Origin of the sequence: Streptococcus oralis, from assembly GCF_003943395.1 — a bacterium.
GTDB lineage: Bacteria > Bacillota > Bacilli > Lactobacillales > Streptococcaceae > Streptococcus > Streptococcus oralis_BF.
Genome location: NZ_RJPJ01000004.1, coordinates 147,005 through 164,474, shown reverse-complemented (window position 1 = coordinate 164,474; position 17,470 = coordinate 147,005). Strand labels below are relative to the sequence as shown.

Genomic DNA, 17,470 nt, shown 5'->3' with positions numbered 1-17,470 from the left:
AGATGTGGTGCATAAGCACATCAAATTCCTGAGGAACTGACAGTCCTCAGGAATTTTTACTTAAATAAAGCTCACACAATAATGAAGCACACCCCAAAAAGTAAGAGCAAAATCCAACTTTTGGGGTGTGCTTCATGGGTGAGGGATGATTTATTCTTCTTCATCTGGTGTGAGGATCATCGGGATGATAATCGGTTCACGTTCTGTATTTTCATAGAGGAAGGGGCGAATAGCGTTGACAATGGCACCATTGACAGATTGCACGCTAGCATCTTTGTTCTTCAGCGCGATACGAATAGCATTGAAGAGGATGCGCTGGCTTTGGCGAATCAAGTCTCCAGATTCTCTCATGTAGACAAAGCCTCGGCTGAGGATATCTGGACCAGACAAGATCATTTTAGACTTGAAGTCAACAGTTGCGACTGCTAGAACGACACCATCTTCAGATAAATCTCTACGATCTTTGAGGACAGCTGCGCCGATTTCACCGATACGATTTCCATCGACATAGATGTCTTGGGCATTGAAATGACCTGCGATACGAGCAGAGTTAGCAGTAAGGGCAAGCACATCACCATTGCTCATGATAAAGATATTGTCCTTCTCGACACCCGTATCCACCGCTAGTCCAGCATGGACTTTCTGCATGCGGTATTCACCGTGAACAGGCATGAAGTATTTTGGCTTAATCAAGCGGAGCATGAGTTTTTGCTCTTGCTGACCACCGTGTCCAGAGGTGTGGATATTGTTAATCTTTCCGTGGATGACTTCGACACCAGCTTCTGAGATAATGTTAATCAACTTGTTGACGCTAGTAGTATTTCCAGGGATTGGGCTAGAAGAGAAGATAACGGTATCGCCGGGTTGGAGTTGCACCTGACGGTGGGTTCCGTTAGCGATACGAGAGAGGGCTGCCATTGGCTCGCCTTGACTACCTGTACAGAGGATCAGAACCTCGCCTGCAGGATAGTCTTTGATTTCATTTGGCTCGATAAAGGTTCCCTTAGGAGCTTTGATGTAGCCAAGCTCGATACCGTTGACAATGGCCTTTTCCATCGAACGTCCAAAGACAGCAATCTTGCGTCCAGTCTTAACTGCAGCATCCGTTGCTTGCTGGAGACGGAAGATATTTGAGGCAAAGGATGCGAAGATGATGCGTCCTTCAATGCCTTGGATAATCTTCATGATGGACTGACCAACGACCTTTTCAGAGTTGGTAAAGGTTGGCACTTCTGCATTTGTCGAGTCAGAGAGGAGGCAGAGTGCGCCTTCTTCACCAAGGGCTGCCATCCGGTGCAAGTCTGCAGGTTCTCCAACTGGTGTAAAGTCGAACTTGAAGTCACCCGTACAGACGATTTTTCCTTGCGGGGTATGAATGACAATTCCCAAAGGCTCTGGAATGGAGTGGGTTGTTCTAAAGAAAGTTGCTTTGAGATTTTTAAAGGTCAACTCAGTGTTGTGGTTGATTTCGTAAAGTTTGGCGTTGCGCAAGAGACCGTGTTCTTCGAGTTTTCCACGGATCAAAGCCAAGGCAAGTGGTCCAGCGTAGATAGGGACATTTGCTTGCTTGAGCAGGAATGGAATCCCACCGATGTGGTCCTCGTGTCCGTGGGTAATCAAAACAGCCTTGACGCGGTCGATATTGTCTACGATGTAAGAGTAGTCGGGGATAACGTAGTCGATACCCAGCAAGTCATCTTCTGGAAATTTAATCCCAGCATCAACGATAATAATCTCATCTTGGTATTCAATTCCGTATGTGTTTTTCCCGATTTCTCCCAGACCACCGATGGCAAAAACGCCGACTTCTTCAGGTTTAAGAGTGTAGGCCATATTAGAACTCCGTAATCTCGAAAGCGCCAGTTTCTTTTTCGTAATCTAGCAATTTGTCAGACAAGAGTTCGATATACTCGATGTTGTACTCTGGGCGGTTTTCTTCGACAAGTTGGCGAGCAGCGATACGACCCTCAAGTTCTGAGCTGGCATCGATGTCTAGGTAAAGTGAGCGTGTTGTTTCACGACGTGGGCTACGTTCTTTTGTTTCTTGATAAAAAACTTTGTAAATCATATAGTTCCTTTCTATTTATAGGTCAACTTATTCCAAACTTTTAGCAGAGATTTGCTTGATTTCATTCCATTTTGTGTCTAGATTGACCTTGATTCGTTACAATTATTTCAATTATACCACAAAATGAAAAATTAGTAAAAGACGGAAATGGAGAAAGTCTGGAGGGGTAGAAGGAGCAAAAAGACAGGTAGGATTTGGTCGGAGAGCGCTTAGGTGTTATAATGGAAAGAGAAAGGGAAGTTTATGGATGGAAATATTCCCTATAGCTTTTAAAACAAGGAGGATTAAGGATGTTTAGTTTATTTGAATTTGCGATTGGGGTTCGCCTCTTGATGTTTGTAGTCTTTGTAGCCTGTGTCTATGGTGGAAATCTTATTTTTACGTACCTAGAACATCGCAAAACAAAATTCCTTTGGAAGCTGACTTTTGTAACACTCTACTCTATATTTCTGCTCCTTGTCACCTATGTTGTCTGGTTTGTTTTTCACTTCGGTTTAAATGCTTAAACTCAATTATTCATCTAATATATACAGAAAATCCACCTCATCTTGATAGATGGGATGGATTTTTTCTGTTTTTAGGTGAGCTCTTTATTGTTACGATGATGATTTCTCGCATCGAAAATCGAATTGAAACATAAAAAGAAAACAATACAAACCGATAAATCAACTGGTAAGGAAATCCTAGTTATGTTTAAATCATTTAGAAGATAGAGCAGGCTATAGCCGAAGAAGAGAAAAAAGTTTACCCTTCTAAAAATGCAATTTTTATCTAGCATGACTTATCCAAACTTCTTACGAAGATCTTTCCCGATAGTGTAAGCAGCCATAAATAAAGCTATACCAACACCTACGCCAAAACCACCCTTAATTCCTTGCAATTCTTTATTAGAAATTGCACAATACTTATCTAAACCTTTAATCATACTAACCTCCTAAAAAATAACCAGCTGCCAAACCAGAACCTACAAGTGCTGTTCCACCTGCAATAGCTTTCCAAGATACTGCTACTCCAAAGATAACTAAGGGAGCGAGACCACCATCAATATCTGATAATTCGTTTTCAGATAACGATAAAAATTGATTGTCAAGAACGTCAAAATTTGTCATTGAACTTTCCTCCTTTTTTCTTGTTCACTTATATATTCGGAAAAGATAGGAAAAATCTACAACTTTTTTAAATTTTTGTGCCTTCCTCTTTGTCTCAGTGGTAAGGCTTTTTGTTTGGGGAGAAAGAAAATTCCCATGCGTCAGCTTTTGTAGTATAATAGTAAGCAGACAAAAAGATAGGAATGTGTTATGAAAGTATTAGCTTTTGATACGTCCAGCAAGGCTCTTTCTCTCGCTATTTTAGAGGACAAGCAGATTCTTGCTGAGACGACGATTAATATCAAGAAAAATCACAGTATTACCCTCATGCCTGCCATTGATTTTTTGATGGCAAGTTTGGATTGGACCCCCAAGGATTTGGATCGAATCGTGGTAGCTGAAGGACCAGGTAGTTATACTGGCTTACGAATCGCGGTAGCAACTGCCAAGACCTTGGCTCATACCCTGAACATCGAGTTGGTTGGCATGTCTAGTCTCTTGGCTCTGGTGCCACGCCAACAAGAAGGCTTGTTTGTTCCTTTGATGGATGCGCGTCGCAACAATGTTTATGCAGGATTTTATGAAAATGCCAAACCTGTCATGTCAGAAGCACACCTGTCTTTTGCGGAAGTGCTAGAAAAAGTCAAGGATGCTGACCAGGTGACCTTTGTCGGAGAAGTTGGAGCCTTTGTGGAGCAGATTCAAGAACACTTGCCACAAGCTGACTACCAAGAGACCTTGCCAAATGCAGCTAATCTTGCTCTTTTGGCTTGGGATAGGGAAGCAGCCTCCTTGCACGACTTTGTGCCAAATTACCTCAAACGAGTTGAGGCTGAGGAAAATTGGCTTAAGAATCACACCGAGTCTGGCGAATCTTACATTAAACGCCTATGATTGAAATCAAACGAATTCAACAGCAACCTGACCTGGCTCAAGCCATCTACGCTGTCATGGCAACTGTTTACTCAGTCAGTTCTTGGACGCTGGAACAAATCCAAGCAGACCTGTCCCAAGACCAGACTTGGTATGCTGTGGCTTTGGACGGAGCAGAAGTGATTGGCTTTCTAGCCGTGCAGGAGAATCTATTTGAGGCAGAAGTCTTACAAATCGCTGTCAAAGAAGCCTATCAGGGTCAGGGAATTGCGTCAGCCTTGTTTGCAACATTGCCGACAGACAAGGAGATTTTCCTCGAAGTCAGAAAGTCAAACCAACGAGCGCAAGCATTTTACAAGAAAGAAAAGATGGTGGTCATCGCTGAGCGAAAGGCCTACTACCATGACCCAGTCGAGGACGCCATCATCATGAAGAGAGAAATAGATGAAGGATAGATACATTTTAGCATTTGAGACATCCTGTGATGAGACCAGTGTCGCCGTCTTGAAAAACGACGATGAACTCTTGTCCAATGTCATTGCGAGTCAAATTGAGAGCCACAAGCGTTTTGGAGGCGTAGTGCCAGAAGTGGCCAGTCGTCACCATGTCGAGGTTATTACAGCCTGTATTGAGGAAGCTTTGACAGAAGCAGGGATTACCGAAGCGGACATGACAGCTGTTGCAGTCACCTATGGACCGGGCTTGGTTGGAGCACTGCTAGTTGGTTTGTCAGCTGCCAAGGCCTTTGCTTGGGCTCATGGACTTCCGCTGATTCCCGTTAACCACATGGCGGGTCACCTCATGGCAGCTCAGAGCGTCGAGCCTTTGGAGTTCCCCTTGCTAGCCCTCTTGGTCAGTGGCGGGCACACGGAGTTGGTCTATGTTTCTGAGGCTGGGGATTACAAGATTGTTGGAGAGACCCGAGATGATGCGGTTGGTGAGGCCTATGATAAGGTCGGCCGTGTCATGGGCTTGACCTATCCTGCAGGTCGCGAGATTGACGAGTTGGCCCATCAGGGGCAGGATATTTATGATTTCCCTCGTGCCATGATTAAGGAGGACAATCTGGAGTTTTCATTTTCAGGTTTGAAGTCTGCCTTTATCAATCTTCACCACAATGCCGAGCAAAAGGGAGAAATCTTGTCCAAGGAAGACCTGTCAGCATCCTTCCAAGCGGCAGTCATGGATATTCTCATGGCAAAAACCAAGAAGGCCTTGGAGAAATATCCTGTTAAAACTCTGGTCGTGGCCGGTGGAGTGGCCGCCAATAAAGGTCTTAGAGAACGCTTGGCAGCCGAAATCACAGATGTCAAGGTCATCATTCCCCCCCTGCGCCTCTGCGGAGACAATGCAGGTATGATTGCCTATGCCAGCGTTAGCGAGTGGAACAAAGAAAACTTCGCAGGCTTGGACCTCAACGCCAGACCAAGTCTCGCCTTTGATACGGTGGAATAAAGAGTCAGCTTCGAGCGGGCTTTTTTGCTAAAATATTTTATATTATGTTAAAAAAGTAAAATTTTTTACGAATAGAATAGTAAAGGGAATTTTTAAAGGGGAGTTTGGCCATGATTGAAAAACAGGAATTGGGAGAATTTTACAAGGAATTGCGCCTGGCGAGAAAACTCAAGCAGTCAGATGTGGCTTGTGAGGGTCTGACAGCATCCCAGTTATCCAAGTTTGAACTGGGACAGTCTATGCTGTCTGCGGATAAACTGATACTAGCTATCCAAGGGATAAATGTGACCTTCGATGAGTTTGGACACAAGCTCAACAACTATCAAGAATCCCCACATATGAAATTTGGTAGAATGGTTGTCGATCGCTTTGCCCATCAAGATATAGCGGGTTTAGAGCAACTGTTGGAGGAAATCGAGCAGGAACAGATAGCGCAGACCTATCGTCGTTTGAATGCCATCGTGATTAAAAATGCTATCCATTCCTTGGATAAAAGCTATCTGCTCGAAGAGGAGGATCGTGAGTTTTTGACCACCTACCTTTATGCTATCGAGTCTTGGACCTGGTTTGAACTCTATATCTTTTGCAATACCATGCCCTTCTTGAGCAACCAAGATCTGATTTTTTTATCAACCTCTTTACTCGAAAAATCCAAGGAATTTAAAGAGTTAGTACACAATCGATTGTATATGAAACAAGGGCTGTTAAATATCATCTCAGAGTTCATGGAGCGCAAACTTTTTTCTTATATCCCAATCTTTGAAGCCGAGCTGGAGAGTATGCTCCGTCCATACGATGTTTTTGAGAAATTATTGTGGCAATTTTTAAAGAAGATGAGCATTTTCCTTCAAACTAAGGGAAGCAATCAAAAAGAGATTGAACACTTTATCCAATCTCTGCAAGTATTAGAAAACCCACAATTAACAGCCCTTTTTGAACTACGCTTACAGCAATACAAAGACCTTATCGATTAGTTAGAAATGGCAAAATAATAATAATCTCAGCAACGATTGTCAATAATGTTAAAATTTGTTTCTTCATATTTCTCCACTCCTCATTTAGTAGTAACTTTATTATACCAGGGAAGTAATCAAATTCACCAAAATCGCAAAAATGAAATTTCTATAAGAAAAAATGTCAAATATGCGATTTTCTAAAATGTGGTGGTTTCCGTGCTATACTATTCTTGTAAAGCACTTGAAGTAAATCCTAGGTCGCAGAAGTGGTTTACAAATAAAAAATAATTGAAGGAGTGTAAATGATGTTGAATTTACAATTTGCAGAAACAATGGAATTGACAGAAGTGGAGCTAGAGGCAGTTTACGGAGGAGATCTTGTGTATGCTGCTGTTATCCCAGGCGGAGGAAATTGGGGAGGTTTCGGGACACCTTGGTCAATCACTAATTTCTGGCAGAAATATTTTAACCATGATTCTTCCACTGTTAATCGTCGCCGTTATTGATATTAAAAGCCCTTGCCTTATCTTGGGTAGGGGCTGTTTTTATTACATAGTATAGGAGAAAATAGAATGAAAAAGATAATCTCACGCTACTACCTTATTATAACCATTCTACTTGTCATTGCTGACCAGTTCTTGATTCGTCTGCTCTTACACAGCGACCTTGCTGCTGGGCTATCTGACTTTTCCTATTATTTGTCAGATATGTTGTTAAATTTTCTAGTGGTTCTGCTTGCTATTATTGTTATGGTTTGGTTAGGTAAATGGCAGAAAATCAACAGTAGAAAATTTAAAGGTTCTTATCTTTTTTATTTCTTTTTAGCTCTTCTTGCTTTTGTTATTTGGAATTTCGTAACATTTTTTATTTTCCCCCCTACCAAAAATGAAATTACTTATCAACTGGATGTTCCTACTTTTACAGGAGCTACGGCATTTTTGATGTATTTTTTCTATCCTGTGATTGCAGGTCCCATTTTTGAAGAGATGATTTATCGTGGATTGGTGATGACTGCTCTGGAGAAAGGAAAGAAATGGGGACTGGATGTGCTCGGTTCGGCTACTTTATTTGGGGTCTTGCATATTAGTAGCCATGGTTGGGTCTTGACAGACTTTTTCTCATATATGGGTGGTGGCCTCATACTTGCAGTCTTATTTAGAGTAACCAAGTCCATTTATTGGCCTATTGGACTGCATATAGTCTACAATGGTATTGGTCAAATTCTCCCCTTGTTGTTTTAGAGGTTTTTGAAGCATTGTAAATAACAAAAGAGAATACTAGTTGTGAAATTAAAAATTCCTGAGTCAGTTCTAATAGAGCAAGTTTGTAGTATTGGGAGTTGGGGGCTTTATTTGTTTGTTATTTAATAAATTCTGGGTTGTAGAAGTGGTTTACAAATAAAACTAATTGAAGGAGTGTAAATATGTTGAATTTACAATTTGAAGAAACGATGAAGTTAACAGAGGAAGAATTACAAGTAGTTAGTGGAGGAGATCTTGTGTATACTGGCAATACCCCAGGGAGTGGTATAGGAACATCTCGGTCAATTACTAATTTCTGGAGAGTAATTTTTATCTATGATTCTCCGACTGTTCATCGTCGCCGCTATTGATAGTCAAGGCCCTTGCCTTTTCTTGGGTAGGGGCTGTCTTTATTTCATAGTATAGGAGAAAATAGAATGAAAAAGATAATCTCACGCTACTACCTTATTATAGCCATTCTACTTGTCATTACTGACCAGTTCTTGATTCGTCTGGTCTTACACAGCGATCTTGCTGTGGGTCTATCTGACTTTGCCTATTATTTGTCGGATATGCTGTTAAACTTTCTTGTGGTTCTGCTTGCTATTATTGTTATGATTCGGTCAGGTAAATGGCAGAAAATCAACAGTAGGAAATTTAAGGGATCCTATCTTTTTTATTCCTTCCTAGCTCTTCTTGCTTTTGTTATTTGGAATTTCGTCACATTTTATCTTTTCCCACCTACCAAAAATGAAATTTCCTATCAACTCGCCATCCCTACTTTTACAGGAGCTACAGCATTTTTGATGTATTTTTTCTATCCTGTGATTGCAGGTCCCATTTTTGAAGAGATGATTTATCGTGGATTGGTGATGACCGCTCTGGAAAAAGGGAAGAAATGGGGACTGGATGTACTCGGATCAGCGATATTATTTGGAATCTTACACATTAGTAGTCATGGATGGATCTTGACAGACTTTGTCTTCTATATGGGTGGCGGTCTCATATTTGCAGTCTTATTTAGAGTGACAAAGTCGATTTATTGGCCTATTGGACTGCATATAGTTTACAACGGTATTGGTCAGATTCTTCCCTTGTTGTTTTAGAATTTTTCAAGAATCCTAATTAGCCAAAGAAAATACTAGCTGTAACATAAAAAATTCATGAGTAAGTTCTAATAGAGTCAGTTTGTAGTGCTGGACCAAGCCCTTACGGAGCTTTTGATTGGATGAAAGGACTCTGGGTAGGTTTGGCTGAAAGAAGACGCAAATAAAACTTAAAAGGATCAACTATGAAAAGGAAAGAAACGAAATTTTATCTAGAGACTATTTTAGTGCTCGTGTCCTATTACTCGATTTTTAATCTTGTAGCAAAATTAGACTCAGTGAGCCAGTTATCTGATTTGGGATTTTATGGGATGCAAATTTTATTGATAGTAATTGAGGGAATTGTTGCTACTGTCATTCTTGTAAAGAGTCAACGTTGGAAAGAGTACGGTCGATTCCAGTTTCGTTGGTCCTATCTGGGTATCTTCTTTCTTTCCTTTATGTTGATGTTTTTGTGGGTAAATACAACGACTCGGATCTTTCCTAGTACGCAAAATGGGAGTGCAATTGTGAAAGAAGCAGCTAATTTGACAGGAATTAGTTACTTTATAACGCGCATTTTATATGGTAGTCTCATTGCTCCTATAGTTGAGGAGTTAGTTTTCCGTGGACTTCTGATGACAGCCCTATCTAAATTTAAAAAATACTATATTGACGTCATCATTTCTTCCACACTCTTTAGTCTCATCCATGTTTTACAATATGGATGGGTGTTAACAGACTTCATCGTTTATGCAGGAGCAGGTCTGCTACTCTGTATGCTCTTTCGTTATACACGTTCAATTTATTGGTCAATGGCACTCCACATCTTGTGGAATAGCTTTTTAATCATCGTGAGCTTATTGGTGTTTGGATATTAGATTTAGCAGAAATTTTTACATCACATAGATAAGGCTGGCGCTCCAGTCTTTTTCTTTATCTAAAATATCTAATAATAGTCCTTGTTCAATTCCTTGTTACCTTAAATGAAAAGGTAATTTTAAAATCAATCACGGAATCCGACTCTATCAAAGTTTGTCAATCCTATACTTTTCTTGTATAGTAGAAATATGAAATTTACAAAAATAATCAGTAGTCTACTTGCTCTTGGAGCTTTACTCATGCTTTTATCGGCTTGCCAGAATGTTAAAAAAACACAACTGGTCTTGTTTGATTCCCTTTCATTCGACATGTCTCTTAAATCCTTTGAAGAAGTATTTGGAGAGGCTAGTGAAGTGGTGGAGGAAACAGAGATGACCTATCGGGATACTTGGCATGCAGAAGACCCCTATTTCTATAAAACGGGACGCCTTTTCTATGATTACGAAAATATTGCTTTGAATGGTTATACAGGTCGAGCAAGATTCACATTTTCAAAATCGCATCGCTTGGAAGAAGCGACAGTTCATATTCCTGTAGCTTCAAAAGGGGAGCAATATGTAGTGCTCAACAATCTATCCCAGACTATAAAAAAAGAAATTGAAGCTCTTCCGAATTTTCAATCTGTAACTACCGAGACGGTAGGACTATACGATGACGGCTATCGCTATAAAGTCAAGTTGAAAGGACAAAGGAGAGAATTTTGGATCGATGTTTATCCGACAGAAGATGAAGATGCTAAAGAAATTGAAGATAAAAAGTATACTATTCGGGTGGATCAGTTTAGGATGCATTAATAACACTCATGGGATTTCAGCATTTTTTACTAGCTCTAAGTTTCAAACTCTAAACTTTTTTCTCTTCTTTGAATGTGTTATAATATTCCTTGCTGTGGCTGTGACCATGGACAGCCTCAAACGAAGAGAATAAGAGGAGAGAGATGAAAGAAAAAGGATTTTGGGAAGGTGTACAGGCGGCTATGCCGACTGCCCTTGGTTATGTCAGCATTGGTCTGGCTTGTGGGATTATCGGCGCGCCCTATGTGACACCTGTTGAGATGGGCTTGATGAGCCTCTTTGTTTATGCTGGGAGCGCCCAGTTTGCCATGTTGGCACTGATTGCGGTTCAAGCGCCTGTGGCAGCCATTGCTATGACAGTTTTTTTGATTAATTTACGACTCTTTTTGCTGAGCTTGCATGCGTCGACCTATTTCCGTCATACTAGTCTCTGGCAAAATATCGGCATGTCCAGTCTCCTGACAGATGAGACCTATGGGGTTTTGATGGGAGAATTAGCCCATACAGACAAGGTCCATCCCATGTGGATGCACGGGAACAATCTCAATAGTTATGTGGCCTGGTTTATTGGAACAGTGGCTGGGACAGCACTTGGTGGTCTCCTACCAAATCCAGAAATCTTTGGTTTAGACTTTGCCCTCGTGGGAATGTTTATCGGGATTTTTACTTCGCAATTTCAGATTATGCAAAGACGGGTTCCTGTCCGCAATCTGATGATGATTCTAGCTGTTGTTGCAGTGTCTTTCTTTTTGCTCTTGACAGTGGTGTCCCAGTCGCTAGCTGTTCTGTTTGCGACCTTGCTAGGTTGTACTATGGGGGTGGTCTTAGATGGTCAGTAAGTATATTTTAATGGCAATCGTCTTTTCTGGATTGGTGACTTGGATTCCCCGTATGATTCCCTTCATCTTGGTTAAGTACAAGGGGTTGCCAGCTATCGTCGAGCGATTTTTGAAGTTTTTGCCTGTTTCTATTATCTTTGCCTTGATCCTTTCAAGCGTGGTGACAGGCAAGGTTGGGAGCCTTCCTCAAATCAAATGGCTGGATTTTTTAGCAGTCTTTCCAACGGCTTGGGTAGCCTTTCGCTACCGCAATCTAGTTGGTACGGTTCTTTTTGGAGTAGTCTTGATTGCAGTCTTGCGTCTGGTCTTTTAGTCAGCCATAAAAAAAACCTATCACCGAGATAGATATCATATAATGGCAAAAAAAAATATTTTCTGTTAAGATAGTACAGTATTCTATTTTGGAGGAAATGACATGAAAAAAATCGTCAAATATTCATCTCTTGCTGCCCTAGGGCTTGTTGCCGCAGGTATACTAGCAGCGTGCTCAGGTGGAGATAAGAAAGAAGAAGCAGCATCTGGTAAAAAAGAAATCGTCGTAGCAACTAACGGTTCGCCAAAGCCATTTATCTATGAAGAAAATGGTGAATTGACTGGTTACGAGATTGAAGTGGTTCGTGCTATCTTTAAAGATTCTGACAAATACGATGTCAAGTTTGAAAAGACAGAGTGGTCAGGTGTCTTTGCGGGTCTTGACGCTGATCGCTACCAAATGGCTGTGAACAATCTTAGTTATACTAAAGAACGTGCGGAAAAATACCTCTATGCAGCACCAATTGCCCAAAACCCTAACGTTCTCGTTGTGAAGAAAGACGACGATAGTATCAAGTCTCTCGATGATATCGGTGGAAAATCAACAGAGATTGTTCAAGCTACTACATCAGCTAAACAGTTGGAAGAATACAACAAACAACACGCAGATAACCCAACTATCCTCAACTATACTAAGGCAGATTTCCAACAAATCATGGTACGTTTGAGCGATGGTCAGTTTGACTACAAGATTTTTGATAAAATCGGTGTTGAAACAGTTATCAAAAACCAAGGTTTGGACAACTTGAAAGTGATTGAACTTCCAAGCGACCAACAACCTTACGTATACCCACTTCTTGCTAAAGGTCAAGATGAGTTGAAATCATTTGTGGACAAACGTATCCAAGAACTCTACAAAGATGGAACTCTTGAAAAATTGTCTAAACAATTCTTCGGAGACACTTACCTCCCAGCAGAAGCTGATATTAAATAGTCTTATGAAATCATCCAGTCTGAGAAAGGCGGATGATTTCTCAATTTTCAGACATATAGTTTTAAACTATATGTCTGCCTATCTAATAACAATTTGCGAAATCAAATAAAGTATGAGATACTATTACGGTATTATTTTTAAAGGAGATAGAATCATGAAAATCAAAAAATGGCTCGGTGTAGCGGCTCTTGCTACAGTCGCAGGTTTGGCTCTTGCAGCTTGCGGAAATTCAGAAAAGAAAGCGGACAATGAAACAGTTGTTAAAATCGCAACAGTTAACCGTAGCGGTTCTGAAGAAAAACGTTGGGATAAAATCCAAGAATTGGTCAAAAAAGACGGAATCACTTTGAAGTTTACTGAATTCACAGACTACTCACAACCAAACAAGGCAACTGCTGATGGCGAAGTAGACTTGAACGCTTTCCAACACTACAACTTCTTGAACAACTGGAACAAAGAAAACGGGAAAGACCTTGTAGCGATTGCAGATACGTACATCTCACCAATCCGCCTTTACTCAGGTAAAAATGGGGAAGAAAACAAGTACACGAAAGTGGAAGAAATCCCAGATAAGGGCGAAATCGCTGTGCCAAACGATGCAACAAACGAAAGCCGTGCGCTTTACTTGCTTCAATCAGCTGGTTTGATCAAATTGGATGTTTCTGGAACTGAACTTGCTACTATCGCAAACATCAAAGAAAATCCAAAGAACTTGAAGATTACTGAATTGGACGCTAGTCAAACAGCTCGTTCATTGTCATCAGTTGATGCTGCCGTTGTAAACAATACCTTCGTTACAGAAGCAAAATTGGACTACAAAAAAGCACTCTTCAAAGAACAAGCTGATGAAAACTCAAAACAATGGTACAACATCATCGTTGCGAAAAAAGATTGGGAATCATCACCTAAGGCTGATGCCATCAAGAAAATTATCGCAGCTTACCACACTGATGAAGTGAAAAAGGTTATCGAAGAAACATCAGACGGTTTGGACCAACCAGTTTGGTAATAAGACACAGGGAGGTGGGAGAGAGTTTCCACCTCTTACTTTTGTCTAGAGCATGGATTGTAAAGAAGACTATACGTTCATAGAAAGGTAGAGAGAAAATGGTTTTTCCTAGCGAACAAGAGCAGATTGAAAAATTTGAAAAGGATCATGTGGCCCAGCATTATTTTGAAGTCTTGCGCACCTTAATTTCCAAGAAATCAGTCTTTGCCCAGCAGGTCGGACTCAAAGAAGTCGCAAACTATCTGGGTGAGATTTTCAAGCGTGTAGGGGCTGAAGTGGAGATTGACGAGACTTATACGGCGCCCTTTGTCATGGCACATTTCAAGAGTTCGCGTCCAGATGCCAAGACCTTGATCTTCTATAATCACTATGATACCGTGCCAGCGGATGGCGACCAGGTGTGGACAGAGAATCCCTTTACCCTTTCTGTGCGAGATGGTTTTATGTATGGACGTGGTGTTGACGACGATAAGGGTCATATCACGGCTCGTTTGAGTGCTCTGAGAAAGTATATGCAGCACCACGATGACCTGCCAGTCAATATTAGCTTTATCATGGAAGGGGCAGAGGAGTCTGCTTCTATGGATTTAGATAAGTATTTAGAGAAACACGCAGACAAACTTCGTGGGGCGGACTTGTTAGTCTGGGAACAAGGGACCAAAAATGCCTTGGAGCAGCTGGAAATCTCTGGCGGAAACAAGGGGATTGTAACCTTTGATGCTAATGTGAAAAGTGCTGATGTGGATATCCACTCGAGTTATGGTGGTGTCGTGGAATCAGCACCGTGGTATCTCCTTCAGGCTCTAAGTAGCCTACGTGCTGCAGATGGTCGTATCTTGGTAGAAGGCTTGTACGAGGATGTTCAAGAGCCAAATGAACGAGAACTAGCCTTGGTAGATACCTATGCTCAACGTAATCCTGAGGAAATTAGTCGCATTTATGGCTTGGAATTGCCTCTCTTACAAGAGGATCGTTCAGCCTTTCTAAAACGGTTCTTTTTCGAGCCAGCCCTTAATATCGAAGGGATTCAGTCAGGTTATCAAGGGCAAGGGGTTAAAACGATTTTGCCAGCAGAAGCCAGTGCTAAGCTAGAGGTTCGTTTGGTTCCTGGCCTAGAACCGCATGATGTTCTGGAAAAAATTCGGAAACAGCTAGACAAAAATGGCTTTGATAAGGTAGAATTATACTATACCTTGGGAGAGATGAGCTATCGAAGCGATATGAGCGCACCAGCCATTCTCAATGTAATCGAGTTGGCCAAGAAATTCTATCCACAGGGCGTTTCAGTCTTGCCGACAACAGCGGGGACAGGACCTATGCATACGGTCTTTGATGCCCTAGAGGTACCAATGGTGGCCTTCGGTCTAGGAAATGCCAATAGCCGAGACCACGGTGGAGATGAAAACGTGCGAATCGCCGATTACTACACCCATATTGAATTAGTAGAGGAGCTGATTAGAAGCTATGAGTAGAGATATTATCAAGTTAGATCAGATTGATGTGACTTTTCACCAGAAGAAGAGAACCATCACAGCGGTCAAGGATGTGACCATTCACATCCAAGAAGGGGATATCTATGGAATCGTTGGATATTCTGGAGCAGGAAAATCAACCCTTGTGCGGGTGATTAACCTCTTGCAAAAACCATCTGCAGGGAAAATTACCATTGATAACGACGTCATTTTTGACGGCAAGGTGACCTTGACTGCAGAGCAGTTGCGTCGTAAGCGTCAAGATATCGGGATGATTTTCCAACACTTCAATCTGATGAGTCAAAAGACAGCAGAGGAGAATGTAGCCTTTGCCCTTAAGCACTCTGGACTCAGCAAGGAAGAAAAGAAAGCAAAAGTAGCTAAGTTGTTAGACTTGGTTGGCTTGGCGGATCGTGCTGAAAACTACCCTTCACAACTATCAGGAGGGCAAAAACAGCGTGTGGCCATTGCGCGTGCCTTGGCCAATGATCCAAAAATCTTGATTTCAGATGAGTCAACGTCTGCCCTCGACCCTAAGACAACCAAGCAGATTTTGGCCTTGTTGCAAGATTTGAACCAAAAATTAGGCTTGACTGTTGTCCTGATTACGCATGAAATGCAGATTGTTAAAGACATTGCTAATCGTGTGGCAGTTATGCAGGATGGCCGTCTGATTGAAGAAGGCAGTGTCCTTGAAATCTTCTCAGACCCTAAACAACCTTTGACTCAAGACTTCATCTCAACTGCCACAGGTATTGACGAAGCCATGGTCAAGATTGAGAAGCAAGAAATTGTGGAGCATTTGTCTGCGAATAGCCTGTTGGTGCAACTCAAGTACGCAGGGGCTTCAACAGACGAACCACTTTTGAATGAATTGTACAAACATTACCAAGTAACAGCTAATATTCTCTATGGGAATATTGAAATTCTCGACGGCACTCCAGTCGGAGAATTGGTTGTGGTCTTGTCAGGTGAAAAAGCAGCGCTAGCAGGCGCCCAAGAGGCTATCCGTCAAGCGGGTGTCCAGTTAAAAGTATTGAAGGGAGGACAGTAAGATGGAATCATTGATTCAAACCTATTTACCAAATGTCTACAAGATGGGCTGGGCTGGTCAAGCAGGCTGGGGAACAGCCATCTACTTAACCCTCTATATGACAGTTCTTTCCTTCATCATCGGAGGGTTCTTGGGGCTAGTGGCAGGTCTCTTCCTTGTCTTGACAGCGCCAGGTGGTGTCTTGGAAAATAAGGTTGTCTTCTGGATTTTAGACAAGATTACCTCTATTTTCCGTGCGGTACCATTTATCATCCTTTTGGCGATCTTGTCGCCACTGTCTCACTTGATTGTGAAGACGAGTATCGGGCCAAATGCAGCCCTTGTCCCACTTTCTTTTGCAGTCTTTGCCTTCTTTGCCCGTCAGGTGCAGGTTGTCTTGGCTGAGCTGGATGGCGGTGTCATTGAGGCGGCTCAAGCGAGCGGAGCAACATTCTGGGACATCGTGGGTGTTTACCTATCAGAAGGTCTTCCAGATTTGATTCGTGTGACGACTGTGACCTTGATTTCCCTTGTTGGGGAAACAGCTATGGCGGGAGCGGTTGGAGCTGGTGGTATTGGTAATGTAGCCATTGCCTATGGATTTAACCGTTTCAATCACGATGTGACAGTTTTAGCAACCATCATTATCATCTTGATTATCTTTACGATCCAGTTCTTGGGAGATTTCTTGACCAATAAATTAAGTCATAAATAAAAAGAGCCTTTCGGCTCTTTTTTAGTGATTAGATTTTGTGTGTAAACTTTTTACTAATAGCTTGCCCAATAACAGCACCAATCAAGGCACCTAGAAGGATGCTTGCGACAAAGAGAAGGATTTTGTCCCACTCTGGAGCGACCATGATACGGTCAATGTATTCTTGGGATTTTCCACGCGCGAGTAAGGTAGCCACGTAAGCTTTGGGACGGATCCACATGAGGAAGATAGGGCCACTTGTACTAAAAGCAAAGACGAGGAAGGAGAGGGTGTTTTTGATTCGATCTTTGTAATTGCCGAGATGAGCGATGGCATCTGCTGCAAGACCACAGGCGATAGCTGGTAGAAAAGCGCCAGCGCCGTGTTTACTAGCTAGGAAAAAAAGTGCCATAAAAAGTCCTAGAGTGGTGATAGCACCAAAACGAGGAACCTTTGCCAAAAGAAACATGTAGACGCTACCCCCGACAAGGGCAGAAAAGGCAGGCGCGTAGAACATATTGCCCGTTGAGTCTACCAAGTGTCCAAGTACTACTCCGATTCCTAGACAGAGGAAGTAGAGGACGACGGCTAAGAGGGTAGTTAAGATATTTTTCTTCATGAGAATCTCCTTATATAAAACTGTCAAAATCAATTGTATCACGCTTTTAGAGGATTGTAAATGGGTGCTCTATGTTTTTGAAAACGTTTGAAATATGATATAATAGTTACATAGTT

At 41.8% G+C, this 17,470-nt stretch carries 23 protein-coding genes; 18 read left to right on the top strand and 5 right to left on the bottom strand.

Annotation, left to right across the window (positions count from 1 at the left end; all coding sequences use genetic code 11):
- Positions 1-150: 150 nt before the first annotated feature.
- Both rnjA and D8802_RS04765 read right to left on the bottom strand, forming a co-directional pair.
- On the bottom strand, positions 151-1,833 hold the full coding sequence (gene rnjA / locus D8802_RS04770) for a ribonuclease J1 (protein ID WP_125394978.1): 1,683 nt from the start codon (positions 1,831-1,833) through the stop codon (positions 151-153).
- Between the two features lies 1 nt (position 1,834).
- Complete coding sequence (locus tag D8802_RS04765; RefSeq protein ID WP_000639587.1) at positions 1,835-2,068, bottom strand: DNA-dependent RNA polymerase subunit epsilon; 234 nt, start codon at positions 2,066-2,068, stop codon at positions 1,835-1,837.
- 290 nt (positions 2,069-2,358) lie between these two features.
- On the opposite strand from D8802_RS04765, the gene D8802_RS04760 reads away from it, so the two are divergent.
- A complete protein-coding gene (locus tag D8802_RS04760) occupies positions 2,359-2,574 on the top strand; it encodes a hypothetical protein (protein WP_125394977.1) in 216 nt (71 codons plus the stop codon).
- Positions 2,575-2,849: 275 nt separating this feature from the next.
- Here D8802_RS04760 and D8802_RS04750 read toward each other — a convergent pair whose 3' ends face one another.
- Positions 2,850-2,993: a hypothetical protein gene (locus tag D8802_RS04750; RefSeq protein WP_000589673.1), complete on the bottom strand. Its 144-nt coding sequence runs from the start codon at positions 2,991-2,993 to the stop codon at positions 2,850-2,852.
- Between the two features lies 1 nt (position 2,994).
- On the bottom strand, positions 2,995-3,177 hold the full coding sequence (gene cibA / locus D8802_RS04745) for a fratricide two-peptide bacteriocin subunit CibA (protein ID WP_000180842.1): 183 nt from the start codon (positions 3,175-3,177) through the stop codon (positions 2,995-2,997).
- Positions 3,178-3,366: 189 nt separating this feature from the next.
- Here cibA and tsaB point away from each other — a divergent pair, with 189 nt between their 5' ends.
- The 17 genes from tsaB to D8802_RS04660 all read left to right on the top strand — a co-directional run bounded on the left by tsaB (position 3,367) and on the right by D8802_RS04660 (position 16,756).
- Positions 3,367-4,050, top strand: coding sequence for a tRNA (adenosine(37)-N6)-threonylcarbamoyltransferase complex dimerization subunit type 1 TsaB (gene tsaB / locus D8802_RS04740; RefSeq protein ID WP_125394975.1), 684 nt, complete (start codon positions 3,367-3,369; stop codon positions 4,048-4,050).
- Positions 4,047-4,484 (top strand): ribosomal protein S18-alanine N-acetyltransferase, encoded by a 438-nt coding sequence (gene rimI / locus D8802_RS04735; RefSeq protein ID WP_125394974.1) that lies wholly within the window; start codon positions 4,047-4,049, stop codon positions 4,482-4,484. The genes tsaB and rimI overlap by 4 nt, the downstream gene beginning before the upstream one ends.
- Entirely contained in the window at positions 4,474-5,484 is a 1,011-nt protein-coding gene (gene tsaD / locus D8802_RS04730; RefSeq protein ID WP_125394973.1) for a tRNA (adenosine(37)-N6)-threonylcarbamoyltransferase complex transferase subunit TsaD, read from the top strand. The genes rimI and tsaD overlap by 11 nt, the downstream gene beginning before the upstream one ends.
- Positions 5,485-5,594: 110 nt before the next feature.
- The gene (locus D8802_RS04725; protein WP_125394972.1) at positions 5,595-6,458 is read left to right on the top strand and encodes an XRE/MutR family transcriptional regulator; all 864 of its coding nucleotides are present in this window, start codon (positions 5,595-5,597) and stop codon (positions 6,456-6,458) included.
- A 287-nt stretch (positions 6,459-6,745) separates the two neighbouring features.
- Entirely contained in the window at positions 6,746-6,946 is a 201-nt protein-coding gene (locus tag D8802_RS04720) for a peptide pheromone VP1 (RefSeq protein WP_125395001.1), read from the top strand.
- Between the two features lie 66 nt (positions 6,947-7,012).
- Positions 7,013-7,681 carry a CPBP family intramembrane glutamic endopeptidase gene (locus D8802_RS04715; protein ID WP_125394971.1) on the top strand — a complete coding sequence of 223 codons (669 nt, stop codon included), beginning with the start codon at positions 7,013-7,015 and terminating at the stop codon, positions 7,679-7,681.
- 182 nt (positions 7,682-7,863) lie between these two features.
- Positions 7,864-8,052, top strand: coding sequence for a peptide pheromone VP1 (locus D8802_RS04710; protein WP_125394970.1), 189 nt, complete (start codon positions 7,864-7,866; stop codon positions 8,050-8,052).
- Positions 8,053-8,118: 66 nt separating this feature from the next.
- Positions 8,119-8,787: a CPBP family intramembrane glutamic endopeptidase gene (locus tag D8802_RS04705; protein WP_125394969.1), complete on the top strand. Its 669-nt coding sequence runs from the start codon at positions 8,119-8,121 to the stop codon at positions 8,785-8,787.
- Between the two features lie 185 nt (positions 8,788-8,972).
- On the top strand, positions 8,973-9,647 hold the full coding sequence (locus tag D8802_RS04700) for a CPBP family intramembrane glutamic endopeptidase (RefSeq protein WP_125394968.1): 675 nt from the start codon (positions 8,973-8,975) through the stop codon (positions 9,645-9,647).
- A gap of 189 nt (positions 9,648-9,836) precedes the next feature.
- Positions 9,837-10,442, top strand: a complete 606-nt coding sequence (locus D8802_RS04695; RefSeq protein ID WP_125394967.1) for a hypothetical protein — start codon at positions 9,837-9,839, stop codon at positions 10,440-10,442.
- Positions 10,443-10,585: 143 nt separating this feature from the next.
- Complete coding sequence (locus D8802_RS04690; protein ID WP_125394966.1) at positions 10,586-11,281, top strand: AzlC family ABC transporter permease; 696 nt, start codon at positions 10,586-10,588, stop codon at positions 11,279-11,281.
- Positions 11,271-11,594 (top strand): AzlD domain-containing protein, encoded by a 324-nt coding sequence (locus D8802_RS04685; RefSeq protein ID WP_000253912.1) that lies wholly within the window; start codon positions 11,271-11,273, stop codon positions 11,592-11,594. Before D8802_RS04690 ends, D8802_RS04685 begins: the two co-directional genes overlap by 11 nt.
- A gap of 102 nt (positions 11,595-11,696) precedes the next feature.
- On the top strand, positions 11,697-12,527 hold the full coding sequence (locus D8802_RS04680) for an amino acid ABC transporter substrate-binding protein (protein WP_125394965.1): 831 nt from the start codon (positions 11,697-11,699) through the stop codon (positions 12,525-12,527).
- Between the two features lie 154 nt (positions 12,528-12,681).
- Positions 12,682-13,536, top strand: coding sequence for a MetQ/NlpA family ABC transporter substrate-binding protein (locus D8802_RS04675; RefSeq protein WP_125394964.1), 855 nt, complete (start codon positions 12,682-12,684; stop codon positions 13,534-13,536).
- Positions 13,537-13,634: 98 nt separating this feature from the next.
- A complete protein-coding gene (locus D8802_RS04670; protein WP_125394963.1) occupies positions 13,635-15,008 on the top strand; it encodes a M20 family metallopeptidase in 1,374 nt (457 codons plus the stop codon).
- On the top strand, positions 15,001-16,062 hold the full coding sequence (locus D8802_RS04665) for a methionine ABC transporter ATP-binding protein (RefSeq protein ID WP_125394962.1): 1,062 nt from the start codon (positions 15,001-15,003) through the stop codon (positions 16,060-16,062). Before D8802_RS04670 ends, D8802_RS04665 begins: the two co-directional genes overlap by 8 nt.
- Position 16,063: 1 nt before the next feature.
- On the top strand, positions 16,064-16,756 hold the full coding sequence (locus D8802_RS04660) for a methionine ABC transporter permease (protein ID WP_125394961.1): 693 nt from the start codon (positions 16,064-16,066) through the stop codon (positions 16,754-16,756).
- 28 nt (positions 16,757-16,784) lie between these two features.
- Here the strand turns inward: D8802_RS04660 and D8802_RS04655 are convergent, their stop codons facing one another.
- Positions 16,785-17,354 (bottom strand): MptD family putative ECF transporter S component, encoded by a 570-nt coding sequence (locus D8802_RS04655; protein WP_125394960.1) that lies wholly within the window; start codon positions 17,352-17,354, stop codon positions 16,785-16,787.
- Positions 17,355-17,470: the final 116 nt, after the last annotated feature.